Raw genomic sequence first — 13,854 nt, 5'->3', positions numbered from 1 at the left:
TCGTCAATGGGTCAGCGACCGACCGGTGCCACGGGAAGACTTGGCATATCAAGTGGAACGACCGGGAACACGATCCACGCGGACTTCAGATGCAGCCGCCCACGCAGCTGATCGGCACTCAGTTCACGACGCCCCTTCGACCCAACTGCCTCCACCCGCGCCGCGCGACCGCCGATCGGTCCGACCCCGGTACGGCGGATCACCCGCAGCGTGCGGATCGTGCCGACGTCGAACGCCGCCTGGACCGCGGCCGTCTTCCGCGTGACCGTCCACGTCACGTTCGGATTCCCGTTCCCCGGGTACGCGTCCCAACTGTCCAGCTTCATCACCTGGTACGGGACCTGACCAGCCGCGGTCGCACCACCGTTCGACGACGAGAACTCGGCGATGATCGGCTTGCCCTTGTACAGCCGTACCTGCCCAGCCGTGGCAGCGATCGCGGCATTCGTCGAGTTCTTCTCGTCGTTGTAGCCGCCGTAGACCTGGCAAGCGATCGTGTCGCAGAGGTCATACGCCCGCCTGGCACTGCGATTGCGATGGAAAACCGAATAGGTGCGTGCGGCAACCGCCTGCGCCTGCAACGCGGCCGGACGCCAGCTGGACAAGGCCTCTCGCGGTACGACGCCGCGCAGGTAATGCTCGAGCGAGACAACGTTGACCGTGTCCAGGTGCTTGCCGGGTGCATCGATCGCCCGCAGTCCGCCGCGATATCGCCGTACCGCACCGGATGGCAGGATGAGACTCGTCAGCGTCGCGCCCTCGAACTGGGTCATCGAGCTGAACTTCTTCCACAGCGTCCACTGGCGGGTCTTGGTGTTGTACGAACTCACCTTGGTCCCGTGCTCACCGTGCGGGTCGATCGACCACTGATTCCGGGTCGATGCCTTGGGCAACGTGTAGAGCTTGTCCCGGGCCAGGTCGCGGATCCGCAGATTGTTGACCGCGGCAACCCGTACGCCGTCGGTCGTGTCAGCGCTGATCCGGATCCGGACCCGGCCGGTCGCCTTCCCGACGGTCGTCCCCGGGTAGTAGAAGTCGAGGATCTCCTTCGCCGACTTCCCCGCGATGGCCGCGCCCTGAGCGCCGTACTGCGACATGCCGCGGCCGTGGCCGAACCCGCGACCGGCGATCGTGGTGTCCACGCCGGCGGTCGGCTCGAACTCCCTGGCCTCAGCGGTCGCGCTGATCACAGTTGACATGATGATGACGGCGGCAACGACACGCTTCATGAGCCACTCCGGTATTGGACGAGAACCGTACGGCGGTGTGCGTGGTAAGTGAGCCAGCCGTGCTGGTACTTCTGCCGCAACCCGCCTTTCACCTGGTAGATATCGGTCATCGGCAGGCCGAGCCGCGACCGCTCCGCGCCGATCGCGACGTACTTGCGGTAGATCAGGCCGGTCACCGGACGGACGCCGTACGGCTTGGTCCAGTAGAAGCCGCCGTCGCGGAACGACTGCACTCGCGTGCCGCCGACGCGGCCGTTGTGGACCTCGGTGGTCGGCAGACCGAGGCCTGTGTCGGGGCCCATCCGGCGGTACCGCTGCCGGAAGACACCCGCCGTCGAGTGGGCACCGGTGGAGACGGAGTAGAAGATGTCGCGGGTACCGAAGTACGTCGCCCAGCCGGTCCGGGTGCGGTGTTCACCCCAGAACGGTTGCCCGAGGCTCCGGAATCCGATCGTCTTCGCGAACCGGTAGATCGGAGTCGAGACCGTGCCGCCCATCAGCGTCTGAACTCGTTGCTTCAACCAAGGGAGTTTCGCGTACAACTGTTGCCCAGGGCACGCGGTCGCCTTGGTGTCGCGATGGCCGGAGATCGTGTTCACCCGATGCCGGGCGAGCACGATACTCGCGGTCGGCGAGCGGTAGTTGGCGTCGAGCTTCCAGGCGATTACCCGGGCCGTTGCCTCCAGCATCGAAGCCGGTGGCGCGGCCTTGTCGAAGTTGCCGATCAGCGAGACGCCGAACGAGTTCGAGTTGAACGACTCGGTGTGCGCGCCGAGGACGGGCAGCTGCGCGCCGCCGTACCGGCCCTCGAAGGCGCGACCGAAGCGGTCGACGAGGAAGTTGTAGCCGAGGTCGCACCAGCCGCGACTCTTCACGTGATACGCGTACGTCGCGCGCAGCATCGCCGGGACCTGCGCCCGTGTGTAGTCGTTGCGATCGGCGGTGTGGTGGACGAACGCGGCGAGCACGGTCCGGGTGTACTTCGGTCGCGAGCAGCCTTTGTTGACGTTGCGCAGCTTCTCGTCGGCACCCCAGCGCTTGCGGCTCCAGACATTCGGCATCGGGTACGGCGTTCGGCTCGCGGCCGGCTCGATGTCCTGCGCGTCGGGCGACTCAGCGCTGTCGGCGGGGAGCACACCCGGTTGGATCAGAGTCACCTTGGCCCCGCGGATCGTCGTACCGGCGGCGTCGACGGCGCTGGCCTGGATACCGGTCGCATCGCCGACCCACAGTGGTTCGGTACCGGGGTTGCCTTCCGGGGTGTCCGGGCCGTGGCCGTCCTCGACGTGCAGCGCCTGCCAGCCGGTCCACTGGTCGCCGTGCTTGATCCGGACCTTGGCCTGAACGTTCTGCACGCCGGCCGGCCAGGTGACACCGACCATCGCGAACGGCGTCGTCTCGGCGGCCACCGACGGTCCGGTGATCGCAATCTCCTGGTACGTCGGCATGGTCGGATCCGCCGGCGTGGTGAGGGCGGCCGGCGGGTGCGGGGCGACCAGTGCGAGGCCGGTCGCGGTGAGCGTGAGGAGTCGGAGGGTCTTGCTCATCGAACAGCCTTCCGGCGGGGGCAATGCGGTCGCTGGGCGGCGGTAATCGATTATGCGCGCAGCGTGACGGCATTCCGGGGATTGAGGTCACCCTGCGTGGCGTGCCCGGCTTGCGATGTTCGATAGGCTCGTCGTAAAGCCCCAACGTTTGAAGAGGCCCGACATGGAATTCATCCTGATCATCGCTGTGGTGGTGATCGCGGTGCTGGCGTACCGCTCGTACCGTCGGACCCAGCTGCAGACCCGCAAGCAGCACGAGATCACCGCGGCCGAGCTCGAGTCGGTCAAGCGGACCGCCGACGAGGACATCACCCGGTTCGGTGAAGAGCTGCAGGACCTCGACCTCGACATGGTCGGCAAGGACCTCGGCGACGGCGCCCGGCAGGACTACCAGCGCGCCCTCGACGCCTACGAGTCGGCCAAGCAGGCCGTCGGCCAGGTGACCGAGGCCGAGCAGATCAAGCACGTCATCGAGATCCTCGAGGACGGCCGCTACGCCGCGGCCTGCGTGCGCGCCCGGGTGAACGGCGAGCCCCTCCCGCAGCGGCGCCCGTCGTGCTTCTTCAACCCCCAGCACGGCCCCTCGGTCGTCGACGTCATGTGGTCGCCGCCCGGCGGCGCCCCGCGCGAGGTTCCCGCCTGCGCCGCCGACGCCGAGCGCGTCCGCGCCGGCGCCGAACCCGACGTCCGCAAGGTCATGGTCGGCCCGCAGCGCGTCCCGTACTGGGAAGCCGGCCCGGCCTACTCGCCGTACGCCCAAGGCATGTTCGGCGCCATGGGCGGCGTGATGACCGGCATGTTCCTCGGCACCATGCTCGGCGGCATGTTCGCCGGCGGCGGCTACGGCGACTTCGCCGGCGGCGACATGGGTGGCGGTGACATGGGCGGTGGAGACATGGGTGGCGGCGACATGGGCGGCGGCGACTCCGGCGGCTGGGACTTCGGCGACTGGGGCGGCGGCGACATGGGCGGCGGCGACTTCTAACCCTCGCTTTTCAGGCCCCGGCAACCCCAGATGGGTTGTCGGGGCCTTTTCTATCCCCCCGCTCCGGGCACGCGCGCTCCTCCGTCGCGTGCTCCGCCCGTGCGCCCCACCCACCCGTCCACGCGGCTACCGCCGCTTCCCTCCGACAGCAATCCCGCCGACCGTTCATTCGCAACCGCCGCCGCTCCAGCCCGCTCCTGCGTCGCGTGCAACGCGGCTAGCGGCCAGGTGGTCGGGTGGCGTGCCCGGCGCCGTACGAATGCGCCCGGGCGAGCGGACCGCAAGTACTCCACAAATGACGTTGCCGAGGTGCGGCTAGGCGTAGCAGTCGCCATCGAGGGCAATTGTGGAGCCCTGCAGGTCCGCCCTACATACGGAGATCCCCCGCTCCGGGCACGCGCGCCTCGTGCTTTTGCATCAATGTGCAAAGCGGATTCGCAGACAGCGGCTACGCCCGAGCGGTAGTCTCCGCCTGCGCGATCGTGGGGTGACGGTCGCCTTTCTCGAGGAGACCCAATGCGTTACCGCACGCTGCTGCTGGCTACCGGCGTCCTGGCCTCCGGTCTGCTGGTCGGCCCGAACGTCGCCGAGGCGGCGCCGCAGGCGATCACCGCGCACTGCTCCTGGATGCTTCCGGCCAACCTGACGCTGCGCGCGCCGAGGCAGAACATCTGGGTCAAGAAGGGCCCCGACTGCCCCAAGACCGCGAACACCGCGACGTGGATGGGACGAACCGCGGCCGGCACCGCCATCTACGGCGCTGGCTTCGGCGTGGACGGCGGCGGTTGGATGGACGTCGCGTACACCGCGCCCTGCGGCCAGGCACTCACCTGGACCGGCTGGGAAGACGGCTACGCCTACGACGCCAACAACCGCCCGGTGGCCATCCTCCGCTCCGCCAAGACGCTCACCAAGTGCGGCGCCGCCGTCCAGCTCACCGGCGTCCGCAAGAGCACCCGAACCACGCTGACCGCGCGCCCGACGTACTACAACGAGAAGACCGGCAAGTTCGTCCGCCACCACGGTCGCGTCCTCTTCCAGAAGCGCGACGTCGGCTCCAACACCTGGACCGATCTTGGGTGGGCGTACCCGAACGCGACGACCGGCGCCTCGTCGTACACGATCACCACCAACCGCAGCCGCGACTACCGCGCCTTCGTCCCCTCGGGCAAGACCGTCACGTACGCCTACTCCCTCACGAAGCGAGTCTGAAATGCGTCTACGAAACCTCATCACGGGCACGGCGCTGATCGCGTCTGGCCTGGTGGTCGGCCAGCAGTCGGCCCAGGCGGCCCCGGTCTATCCGAAATGCGCCTTCGGGATTCCATCGAAGCTGTCGCTCACTGCGCCGGACGCCTCCGCGTCGTTCCCACTCGGCTCAGGCTGTCCGAGGACGTTGTTGAACGGGACCTGGAACGCCGTCCTTCCGGATGGCACGTCCCACCTCGGCGTCGGCTGTTCGGGCGACACCCAGCCGTGTAATTTCCCGATGCGGTGGATGGAGATCGGAGTCACCTTGCGCTGGGTCCCCGAGAACCCCGGCCTGGGCTACAACGGACGCAAGGTCGCCGACCTGCTCCCCACCTCGTCGCTGACGAAGTGCGGCGCTGCTATCAAGCTCACCGGCGTGCGAAAGGGTACGAAGACCACGGTGTACGCGCGGGCGACGTACTACAGCACGAAGAGCAAGGCGTTCACGCGCCACCACGGCCGCGTGCTCTTCCAGAAGCGGGACGTCGGCTCCAACACCTGGACCGATCTTGGGTGGGCCTACCCCAACGCCAAGACCGGCGCCGCGTCGTACACCATCACCACCAACCGCAGCCGCGACTATCGCGTCTACGTGCCGTCCAGCAACACCGTCTGGTACGCCTACTCCGCTACGAAGCGGGTCTGAGGGGCTCTGAAAGGGTGCGCCCCGGACCGGGAATGGTCCGGGGCTACTGCGTTATCGGGTGATCTTGATCGGGACCGACAGGGCCGAGGGGGCAGTTGTTGGCCCTAGCAACAATTCGCCGGTGTAGGTCTGGCCTGCGGTCATTGGTTTGTTGTAGGTGACGTGGAGGGTTACCGGAGTGCCGGCTGGGACCGGGCCGGTGGGGAGGCCGGTGACGGTCAGGTCGTTGCCTTGGATGGCGTTGACGTTGAAGGTGAAGGACGGCGTACCGGCTACGGCGAAGCCGTGGACCCAGATCTGGTAGTTGCCGTCGGGTGGGCTGATCAGGTCGACCGACTCGTTCGCCGTACCACCGGCCGACGAGGCAACGATCTCCGACGGCGCGAACACCCCGTCGTTGTTGGCATCCCGGACGACGTACAGGTCGAGGTCGTTACCGGCCATCGCCGTGCTCACGCTCAGCCGGGAGGCATGTGACAGCGTGATGTTCCGCTTGAAGGTCGAGGACGCCGGGTCGTCCGGGTTGTCCTGGTGAGCGGCTTCGGTCGTCGTACTCGGCTGGCTGAGGCCGAACGCCGCCGCCTTCAAACCGTCCAGCGCCACGCTCGACTCGAACTTCACATCGAAGGCACCGCTGTCACCACTAGCAGTCTGTACGACGGATGCCGGGGCAACCGACGCGCTGCCGACCTGCACCTTGAACGGGGCGTTGAACTTATCGCCCTGCCAGCCAACCTGGTGAACCGCGAACGCCTGCAGGCCTTCCTGCGCCGGCGCGGTCACCACATCGGCCGGTCCGCCGGTGGCCGTGTCAAACCGCCAGACACCCGCGCGGACGTTGGTGTTCGGGCTCTTCCCAACCGTGTTCAGCGTGTACGGCGCGCCCCACACCGAGTCGGGTACCACCTGGAAGTGGTTCTCGGAGCGACCCATGATCAACGTGTCGAGATCGGTCGCCGGTCCGGCGTCGTTCCACGAAGTGTTGACCAGGAACTTCGTCCCCTCGGCCGGCGACTTCGGCACATCCAGGTAGAAGAAGCGCCAGTCACCGGACTCGGCTCGCCAGGTCCAGTCGTTCGCACCGAACACCGAACCGTTGTTGTAGGTGTAGTTCTGCTGAGCCCGAGCGACATCCTCACCACCGAAAGTGGTTGCCCCGGTCAACTTCCCCGCCGCGTCCTGTGCCGCCTTGGCTGCAACCGCGACAGACACCGGCACGACCATCGAGTCCGACCCACGCGTCAGTACGACGGCGCCCGAATACATCCCGTACGGCGTCCTCGGCGGAACCTTGATCGTCGCGTTGAAGGATCCCAAAGCGTACTTAGGAGCGGTGATCCACTTCCAGTCGCTGTTCTTGTACCAGTCGATCGAGATCTTGAAGTGCGTCACCGGAATCGCAGCGTTCTTCGCGGAGTGCTGCAGTCCCAGGAAGAGCCCGTCGGCCATCCGCGACGCCGGGTCGCGGACCAGCGACTGCAACGCGTTCGCACCGGCCCGGTGGTACATGAACCGGCCGTACTCGCCCTGCTGCATCTCCGACTTCGCGAAATCCAGATCCAGGAAGCCGTCGATATTCGAGCTGGTCGTCTTGTCGGTGTGGTTGACGACGCCGTTGTGGTCCTTGTCGGTCCACAGCTTGCCGTCGTGGTTGACGTCGGTCCAGTTGTAGGTGAGCAGTCGCCAGCCCTGGTCCTCGGTCAAGTTGTTGTCGCCATCGAATTCCGATCGCGGATACTCAACCTTGATCAACATCAGATCGGCATCACGATGCTTCTTGACCTTAGATGTCAGATCAAGCAGGTAGTCCGGCGCATTGAAGTTCCCCGTACTCTCCTGCTTCAGATCCTTGCTGGTGAAGGAGAACGTGTCGTTCGCCGTGCGCACCAACTGCCGGTCGCTGACCTGCCAGACGCCCGGCCCCTTGACATTGAACTTCTGCGAGTCCGTGCCACCCGGTGCGATCACATTCGCGAACGCCGGGTACTCGGTCCCGCGGTAGTCGCCGACCCGCCACTCCGACGGGGAGACCACGGCCCGGCGCCCGAGCGCGCTCGCCACGGCCTTGCCGGCGTCGACCGAACCCGCGCCCTGCACGTTGGCGTCGTACCCAAGGTCCTTCGCGGATGTCTTCAGAATGTCCTTGGCAGTCTTGTAGAAGCCGGCCGGCAGGCTCGTGCCGTGCGCCTTCTCGTAGGCCTGGTAGATCAGCGCGGTCGCACCGGCCGCCACCGGGGTCGAGCGGCTGGTACCGCCCCAGGTGGTCCAGGCCTCGCGGCCGTCGAGGATGGTGTTCAGAGTCGCGTCACCCGGCGAATAGGCGCCGTCGGCAACTACATCGACACCGTTCGCGGCGTTCGACTGGAAGCCACGGTTGGACCACTCGACCACGTCGTTGTCCATGATCTGCTTGGTCCGCACGATCGAGTCCCAGCCGGTACCACCGAACTGCGTCGACGCGCCGACCTGGATACCTGCGGTCGGCGACGAGCCCGTCGTACCGAAGCCTGGAGCGCCGTTACCGGTCGAGAACAACGGCGTCGTACGAGAGCCCTCGTGGATCACGTCGGCTTCCTGGCTGGCCGCGTCCCAGCCGTCGTTGTCGACGGTGGACTGCCCGTACGAGTTCGACGTGACGTCGACGCCCTGGCGGGTGGACAGCAGATACCCGAACTGCGTGGAGAAGTCGAAGCCGAGGTAGATGTCGCCGAACGGCGCCAGCTTGGCGTGCGGCGCGCCACCGAGAACGGCACCGGCGTACTTGCCACCGGGGATGTCCTTGAACGTCGGCGCCTTCCCGTTGATGACGGCCTGACCGACGATGTTCGACGCAGTCAACGTGCCGTGGCCCTCGATCTGCGGATCGAAGTCACCCGTCCAGGCCAGCAGATCGCCAGACCCGTACGACGTGTCGTGGACTCCGAACGCGTCCTGGCCACCGGGGACCTCGGTCTTGCCGTCGGAGATGAAGTACAGCAGTCCGCCGGACAGGTCGGTGTACCCGTCGCCGTTCATATCCCGGTACGCCGCGGGCGAGGCCTTGGTGACCGGCTTCTCGTCGGCGAACGAGTGGTCGTCGTCGAGGTCGACGTACACGGTGTCGTACACGCCCGCGGTGTGCGGGTCGGTGACCAGGTAGGCCGGGCGCTCGCCGTACAGCTGGAGCAGGTAGTCGTCCGGGTGGCTGCCGACCTTGACCTTGCCGGACTTGCTCCACGACGCCGGGAAGTCGTAGGTGTGCTTCACAGTCCCGGTCGGGGCGGTGAAGTTGCGCGACGGCCCGGTCTTGGTGGCGTAGTCCACTGAGCAACTGGAGCCAGCAACGACACAGGTCTCGGTCGTCGTCTTGGTGTACCAGGACAGACCGTCGTCCACCTGCGAAGGCGCGGAAAGCCACTGCAGCGTGCCATAGGGGTCGAAGGCCTTCGGCCAGCCGTTCCACCCCGCTTTGGTCCCGGTCTGACCGGTCCAGGTCTGCCAGGTGTTCAGCAGATCCGGGTGACCGAAGTCGGTGCCACCATCCAGTACGCCGACAGTGATGCCCTGGCCGGTGATTCCGGCGTTCCAAGCCCCGGTGAAGTCGTGGGTCTTGGCGTCCAGCAGGTTCTGCTTACGCAGCTTCTCGAAGTTCGAACCGCGCGGAGCCGGCGCCTCGTCGTACGGCACCTCACTGCTCTGCAGCTTGGCCCGAGCAGCCTGCTTCTCGGCCTGCGTCGGCGCCTTGTGCAGCTCCGGATCCGGATCACCGAGCGGCTGCCCGGTCTTCCCGAGCTCCACCGGCCGCACCGATACCACCCCCGGTACGGCGGCCAGTTTCGGCAGCGCCTGGACCGGAATCGAACCGAGCACCAGCCCGCTGTCGCCGGTCGCGGCCACTCGGGCGTTGTCCAGGACTGCCTTCGCCGCCGCCGGATCGCCCTGCACGGTCGCGAACACCGCCACCGGCGCGGTCTCGCCCTTCTTGACCTTCGCCTCGAGCTTCGGATCCAGCTTCGCCAGCAACGCGTCAGCCGCAGTCTTCACCTGCAGCGGACCCGGTGGCGGTGTGTCCGCCTGGGTGGCCGCCCGCACCGGCGCCGACACCGACGCCAGAACCAGACTCGTCACCGCCAGCACGGCAGCACCACGTGAAACACGTCGTCGTCTCATACGTTCCCCTCCGGAACACGCGCGGTCCCCCGACCGATCATCCGGAATGTAGACCCGCGCTCACCTTCGACGACAGCGATTGGAGCTGCGCATTTTCGGCGTACTCCGAGCATCAGTAACTATTCGTGTCCGATACAAATCGCCCCACCCGATTTCCCCCGGAACGACGCCCTTCACCCCGATCACACTCCGTGAAACAGGTGAACGAAGGTTTACCCCTGCTTTTTCTTCCAGGTGTAGAAGTTGTTCGCGTCCCGGCCGATCCCGCTGTTGATCTCGAAGTGCATGAGGTCGCCGTTCTCCCCGCCGAGGTCGGTTCCGCCCCACTTCATCGCCGGATCGGCCGCGCGGATCGCCTCGACGATCTCCTTGCGGATCGTGAAGGTCCGATCGGCCGGATCGCCGTGCCCCTCGTCCGGGCCGAACGGCGCGTCCATCATGTTCGGCTTCTGCTCGCTGACCGGCTTCTTCAACTTGGGATTGGGTTTCCAGTTGGGGTTTGCCTCCGGCTTGGCTGTGAGCTGCGCGTGGTCGGCCGCGATCAACTCGCGCAGCCGCGCCTCGCGTTCCCCGGCCGGTGGCGGCGGATCGCCGAAGACACCGCGGATGGACACGTCCTTGCTGTCATGGAGCCGCGCCTGCAGCGCCGCGGAGTCCTTGGCGAGGGCGAAGTAGTCGCGCATCGCCTTGGCCTCCTCCTTGTGGGCGTCGTACGACGCAGTGCCGCCCGCCGGAATGGTCGACGCCCGTCCGAGCATTAGCCAGGAGATCCGTTGGTAGATCGGCGCCAGCTTGAGGTCCAACGCCTTCTCGCCGCTCTCGTTCATCAGATACGGCATCGTCGCGTAGTTCACGTCGATCGCCAGGCCGAACGTGTGCAGACCGTGCTCACCGGCCTGCAGGCCACCGATATCGGTGATTCCCCAGTCCGAGGCCTCCATCGGCCGACCCTCGGTCGCGGTGATCTTCTCGCGAGCGCTCGCGTCCGCCTTGAGCAGGGCGGCGGCCATCCGCGGATGAACCGCAGCCACCGTCACCCCGAAGGCGCGGACCGTCTGCATCGACGCCAGGAGCTCCGGGTAGGACATCCCCGTCAGGTTCTGGCTGCTCCCTTCGATGAAGTTCGTCGAGTTGGCCGCGGCCTTGGCCGTCGCCTTCTCAGACGTCGGCCCGGCGGTGGCCTCGGGGATGGTTGGGGCGGGGATGCCGAGGTACTCGCGGATGGCGTTCTTCTGGTCGATGGGGATGCCGGCCAGGGCGCTCTCGACCTTCGCGGCCTGGGCCGGCTCGACCTCGCCGCCGATCCGCTTAACCTGACCGGCGGTCAGCATCGCGCGCAGCCGGTCGGCGCCCACCTGGCCCGCCGCCTTGAGCTTCTTCAGCATGAAGGCGAGCCGGTCGTCGGGCTGCTCCGCTGCCCAGGCCGCACCGGCCGCGGCCTCCTGCCCATTGAGCCAGCTGTACGACGTCATCGCCGACGTGACCGGGGTCCCGCTGACCCCGGACAGCAGCGTCCCGAGCCACGGCGTGTCGACACCTACCGCCGTACCGAGGCCGTTGGCCAGCGACTGCCAGTGCGCCTTGCCGAGCATCGCCAGCGCATTCTCCTGGTCGGCCACGGACAAGCCGTTCAGGAGCTCGTACGCCGCCTGCAGGTCGTCGCCACGGATCATGTCGTGCAGCCGCTCGGCGCGCGCCGCAGCAGCCCCCGGCACGCTGGCCATCTTCAAAGCGAGCGAGAGCCGTGGAACGTCGACCGCCGGCGCACTGCTGCCTCCCAGGAGGTCGCCGAGCTCCTTCCGGTTCTTCGCGCTCGTCCCGCGCAGCACCTTCACGATGTCATCGGTGGAGAACCCGTTCAGGACCGTGAGCGCGGTCGGGAAGTCCGGCGGCTTCGCGGCCAGGGCTTCGATCGCGGCCCCGGCGTGCTCCCGCAACCACGGCCCGACCTTGCCGTTGGCGGCATTGCCGGCCTTGGCCAGCGCTGCCTGCGGCTGGGCCGACTCGTCTCCGGCAGGCCGCGGTGCAGGCGTCCGCGCCCGCTCGTCCTCCGCTACAGCGCGCTCCCCAGCCACCGTTCAATGCTAGGAAGCGCCACCCCGATCGACAGTGCCCCGAAGGGCACTGTCGCGGGCAGCGTCAGCTCCGCAGGTGCAGGCGGCGGGCGGCCTCGGCGATGGAGCCGGAGACCGACGGGTAGACGGTGAACGAGGCCGCAACCTGGTCGACTGTCAGGCGGGCGGCGACGGCCAGGGCGATCGGGTGGATGAGCTCGGAGGCGCGCGGGGCGACCACGACACCGCCGACGATGATGCCGGTGTTCGGCAGGCAGAAGAGCTTGACGAAACCGTCGCGGACGCCCTGCATCTTGGCCCGGGCGTTGTCCGCGAGCGGGACCTTGACGACCATCGCCGTACTGCCGCCGGCGTCGAGCGTCGCCTGGGTGAGGCCGACGGTGGCGATCTCGGGGGCGGTGAAGACGTTCGCCGAGACGGTGGACTGGTCGAGCGGGGCGACGGCGTCGCCGAGGGCGTGTGCCATCGCGATCCGGCCCTGCATGGCCGCCACCGAGGCCAGCATCAGTACGCCGGTGCAGTCGCCGGCCGCGTAGACGCCCCGGGCCGTGGTCCGGGAGACCCGGTCGACCTGGACGAAGCCGCCGTCGGTCAGCGACACGCCCGACTCGATCAGGCCCATTTCGTCGGTATTCGGCAGCGAACCGACCGCCAGCAGAGCGTGCGAGCCCTCGACCGTCCGGCCGTCTGTCAGGGTGACCACGACACCGTCGCCCTGGCGCTTGACCGACTCGGCCCGGGACTTGCTCAGCACGGTCAGGCCACGCCGCTTGAAGACCTCTTCGAGGACCTCGGCCGCGTCGGCGTCCTCACCGGGCAGCACCCGGTCCCGGGACGACACGAGGACCACGTCGCTCCCCAGGGCGTCGTACGCGCTGGCGAACTCCGCACCGGTGACACCGGACCCGACCACGATCAGCCGCTCGGGCAGCTCGTCGAGCTCGTAGACCTGCTCCCAGGTCAGGATCCGCTCGCCGTCCGGCTCGGACCCCTTGAGCACACGAGGCCTTGCACCAGTGGCGATCAGCACCACGTCGGCCTCGAGCCGCTCGTCGCCGACGACCACCGTCTCCGGCCCGTCGAGCCGACCGCGGCCCTTGATGATCCGGATCTGGTCCGAGGCGAGCCGGCGCCCGATGCCCTCCGACTGGGCGGTCGCCAGCGCCTTGACCCGCCGGTTCACCACCCCGAGATCGACCGAGACGGAGTTCGCCGGGTCGTCGTCGCCGTCGTCGACCCGCAGACCGAGCTCGCCGGCCTCCTCCACCTCCGTCATCACCTCGGCGGTGGCGATCAGCGTCTTGCTCGGAACGCAGTCGGTCAGCACCGCGGAACCGCCGATCCCGTCGGAATCGACGACCGTCACCTCCGCCCCTAGTTGGGCGGCTGCACTAGCCGCTTCGTACCCGCCTGGACCGCCACCGATGATCACAACTCGCGCCACGAGAGGCCATTGTTCCGTATCCTGATTTCTCGTGACCCTGTACGCCGCGTTTGCGTCGAATTTGGACCCGAACCTGATGGCCGAGCGGTGCCCGTACTCGCCGCTGCGCGGCACCGGCTGGATCGTCGGCTGGCGCCTGACTTTCGGTGGCGAGGAGCTCGGCTGGGAAGGCTCGATGGCCACGGTCGTCGAGGACCCCTCCGACCCCGCCAACCAGGTGTTCGTGGCCCTCTACGACATCCACCCCAAGGACATCGAGCGCCTGGACGAGTGGGAGTGGATAGACCAGGGCGTCTACCGCAAGATCCAGGTCCGGGTGCAGACCCTGGACGGTGAGCAGCTCGCCTGGATGTACGTCCTGAACGCCTACGAGGGCGGTCTCCCCTCAGCCCGCTACGTCGGCATCCTCGCCGAAGCCGCCGAAGCCGCCGGCGCCCCCGACGACTACGTGGCCGAACTCCGCAGCCGCCCCTGCCAATCCTCCGGCCACTGATCCCGCAACGTCCGAACATCCGGAGACCAGGCCTG

9 protein-coding genes are annotated in these 13,854 nt (G+C 67.6%); 4 read left to right on the top strand and 5 right to left on the bottom strand.

Translation table 11 applies throughout. The features are described from left to right. Window positions 1-11: 11 nt before the first annotated feature. Both ACFTSF_RS34525 and ACFTSF_RS34520 read right to left on the bottom strand, forming a co-directional pair. Complete coding sequence (locus ACFTSF_RS34525; RefSeq protein WP_380158940.1) at window positions 12-1,229, bottom strand: SpoIID/LytB domain-containing protein; 1,218 nt, start codon at window positions 1,227-1,229, stop codon at window positions 12-14. Beyond that, window positions 1,226-2,776, bottom strand: a complete 1,551-nt coding sequence (locus ACFTSF_RS34520; protein ID WP_380158938.1) for an N-acetylmuramoyl-L-alanine amidase — start codon at window positions 2,774-2,776, stop codon at window positions 1,226-1,228. Before ACFTSF_RS34520 ends, ACFTSF_RS34525 begins: the two co-directional genes overlap by 4 nt. Before the next feature lie 163 nt (window positions 2,777-2,939). Between ACFTSF_RS34520 and ACFTSF_RS34515 the strand changes: the two genes are divergently transcribed. The 3 genes from ACFTSF_RS34515 to ACFTSF_RS34505 all read left to right on the top strand — a co-directional run bounded on the left by ACFTSF_RS34515 (window position 2,940) and on the right by ACFTSF_RS34505 (window position 5,658). After that, a complete protein-coding gene (locus tag ACFTSF_RS34515) occupies window positions 2,940-3,761 on the top strand; it encodes a hypothetical protein (protein WP_380158936.1) in 822 nt (273 codons plus the stop codon). A 516-nt stretch (window positions 3,762-4,277) separates the two neighbouring features. Beyond that, window positions 4,278-4,973: a hypothetical protein gene (locus ACFTSF_RS34510; RefSeq protein ID WP_380158934.1), complete on the top strand. Its 696-nt coding sequence runs from the start codon at window positions 4,278-4,280 to the stop codon at window positions 4,971-4,973. Between the two features lies 1 nt (window position 4,974). Then, entirely contained in the window at window positions 4,975-5,658 is a 684-nt protein-coding gene (locus ACFTSF_RS34505; protein ID WP_380158933.1) for a hypothetical protein, read from the top strand. 51 nt (window positions 5,659-5,709) lie between these two features. Here ACFTSF_RS34505 and ACFTSF_RS34500 read toward each other — a convergent pair whose 3' ends face one another. The 3 genes from ACFTSF_RS34500 to ACFTSF_RS34490 all read right to left on the bottom strand — a co-directional run bounded on the left by ACFTSF_RS34500 (window position 5,710) and on the right by ACFTSF_RS34490 (window position 13,326). Next, the gene (locus ACFTSF_RS34500; RefSeq protein ID WP_380158931.1) at window positions 5,710-9,807 is read right to left on the bottom strand and encodes a S8 family serine peptidase; all 4,098 of its coding nucleotides are present in this window, start codon (window positions 9,805-9,807) and stop codon (window positions 5,710-5,712) included. 212 nt (window positions 9,808-10,019) lie between these two features. Next, a complete protein-coding gene (locus tag ACFTSF_RS34495; RefSeq protein WP_380158929.1) occupies window positions 10,020-11,882 on the bottom strand; it encodes a hypothetical protein in 1,863 nt (620 codons plus the stop codon). 64 nt (window positions 11,883-11,946) lie between these two features. Further along, complete coding sequence (locus ACFTSF_RS34490; protein ID WP_344157014.1) at window positions 11,947-13,326, bottom strand: NAD(P)H-quinone dehydrogenase; 1,380 nt, start codon at window positions 13,324-13,326, stop codon at window positions 11,947-11,949. 31 nt (window positions 13,327-13,357) lie between these two features. Between ACFTSF_RS34490 and ACFTSF_RS34485 the strand changes: the two genes are divergently transcribed. Then, entirely contained in the window at window positions 13,358-13,819 is a 462-nt protein-coding gene (locus ACFTSF_RS34485; protein ID WP_376038079.1) for a gamma-glutamylcyclotransferase, read from the top strand. The last annotated feature ends 35 nt before the right edge of the window (window positions 13,820-13,854 follow it).

This window comes from Kribbella sp. NPDC056951, from assembly GCF_042674205.1.
Classification (GTDB): Bacteria; Actinomycetota; Actinomycetes; order Propionibacteriales; family Kribbellaceae; genus Kribbella; species Kribbella yunnanensis.
Note: the sequence above shows the minus strand (reverse complement) of the source record. Positions and strands in the feature narration are given on the sequence as shown.

Bases quoted from the DNA above. Each gene is read 5' to 3' on its own strand.
- ACFTSF_RS34525 (WP_380158940.1), bottom strand. From the start codon at position 1,229: ATGAAGCGTGTCGTTGCCGCCGTCATCATCATGTCAACTGTGATCAGC.
- ACFTSF_RS34520 (WP_380158938.1), bottom strand. From the start codon at position 2,776: ATGAGCAAGACCCTCCGACTCCTCACGCTCACCGCGACCGGCCTCGCA.
- ACFTSF_RS34515 (WP_380158936.1), top strand. From the start codon at position 2,940: ATGGAATTCATCCTGATCATCGCTGTGGTGGTGATCGCGGTGCTGGCG.
- ACFTSF_RS34510 (WP_380158934.1), top strand. From the start codon at position 4,278: ATGCGTTACCGCACGCTGCTGCTGGCTACCGGCGTCCTGGCCTCCGGT.
- ACFTSF_RS34505 (WP_380158933.1), top strand. From the start codon at position 4,975: ATGCGTCTACGAAACCTCATCACGGGCACGGCGCTGATCGCGTCTGGC.
- ACFTSF_RS34500 (WP_380158931.1), bottom strand. From the start codon at position 9,807: ATGAGACGACGACGTGTTTCACGTGGTGCTGCCGTGCTGGCGGTGACG.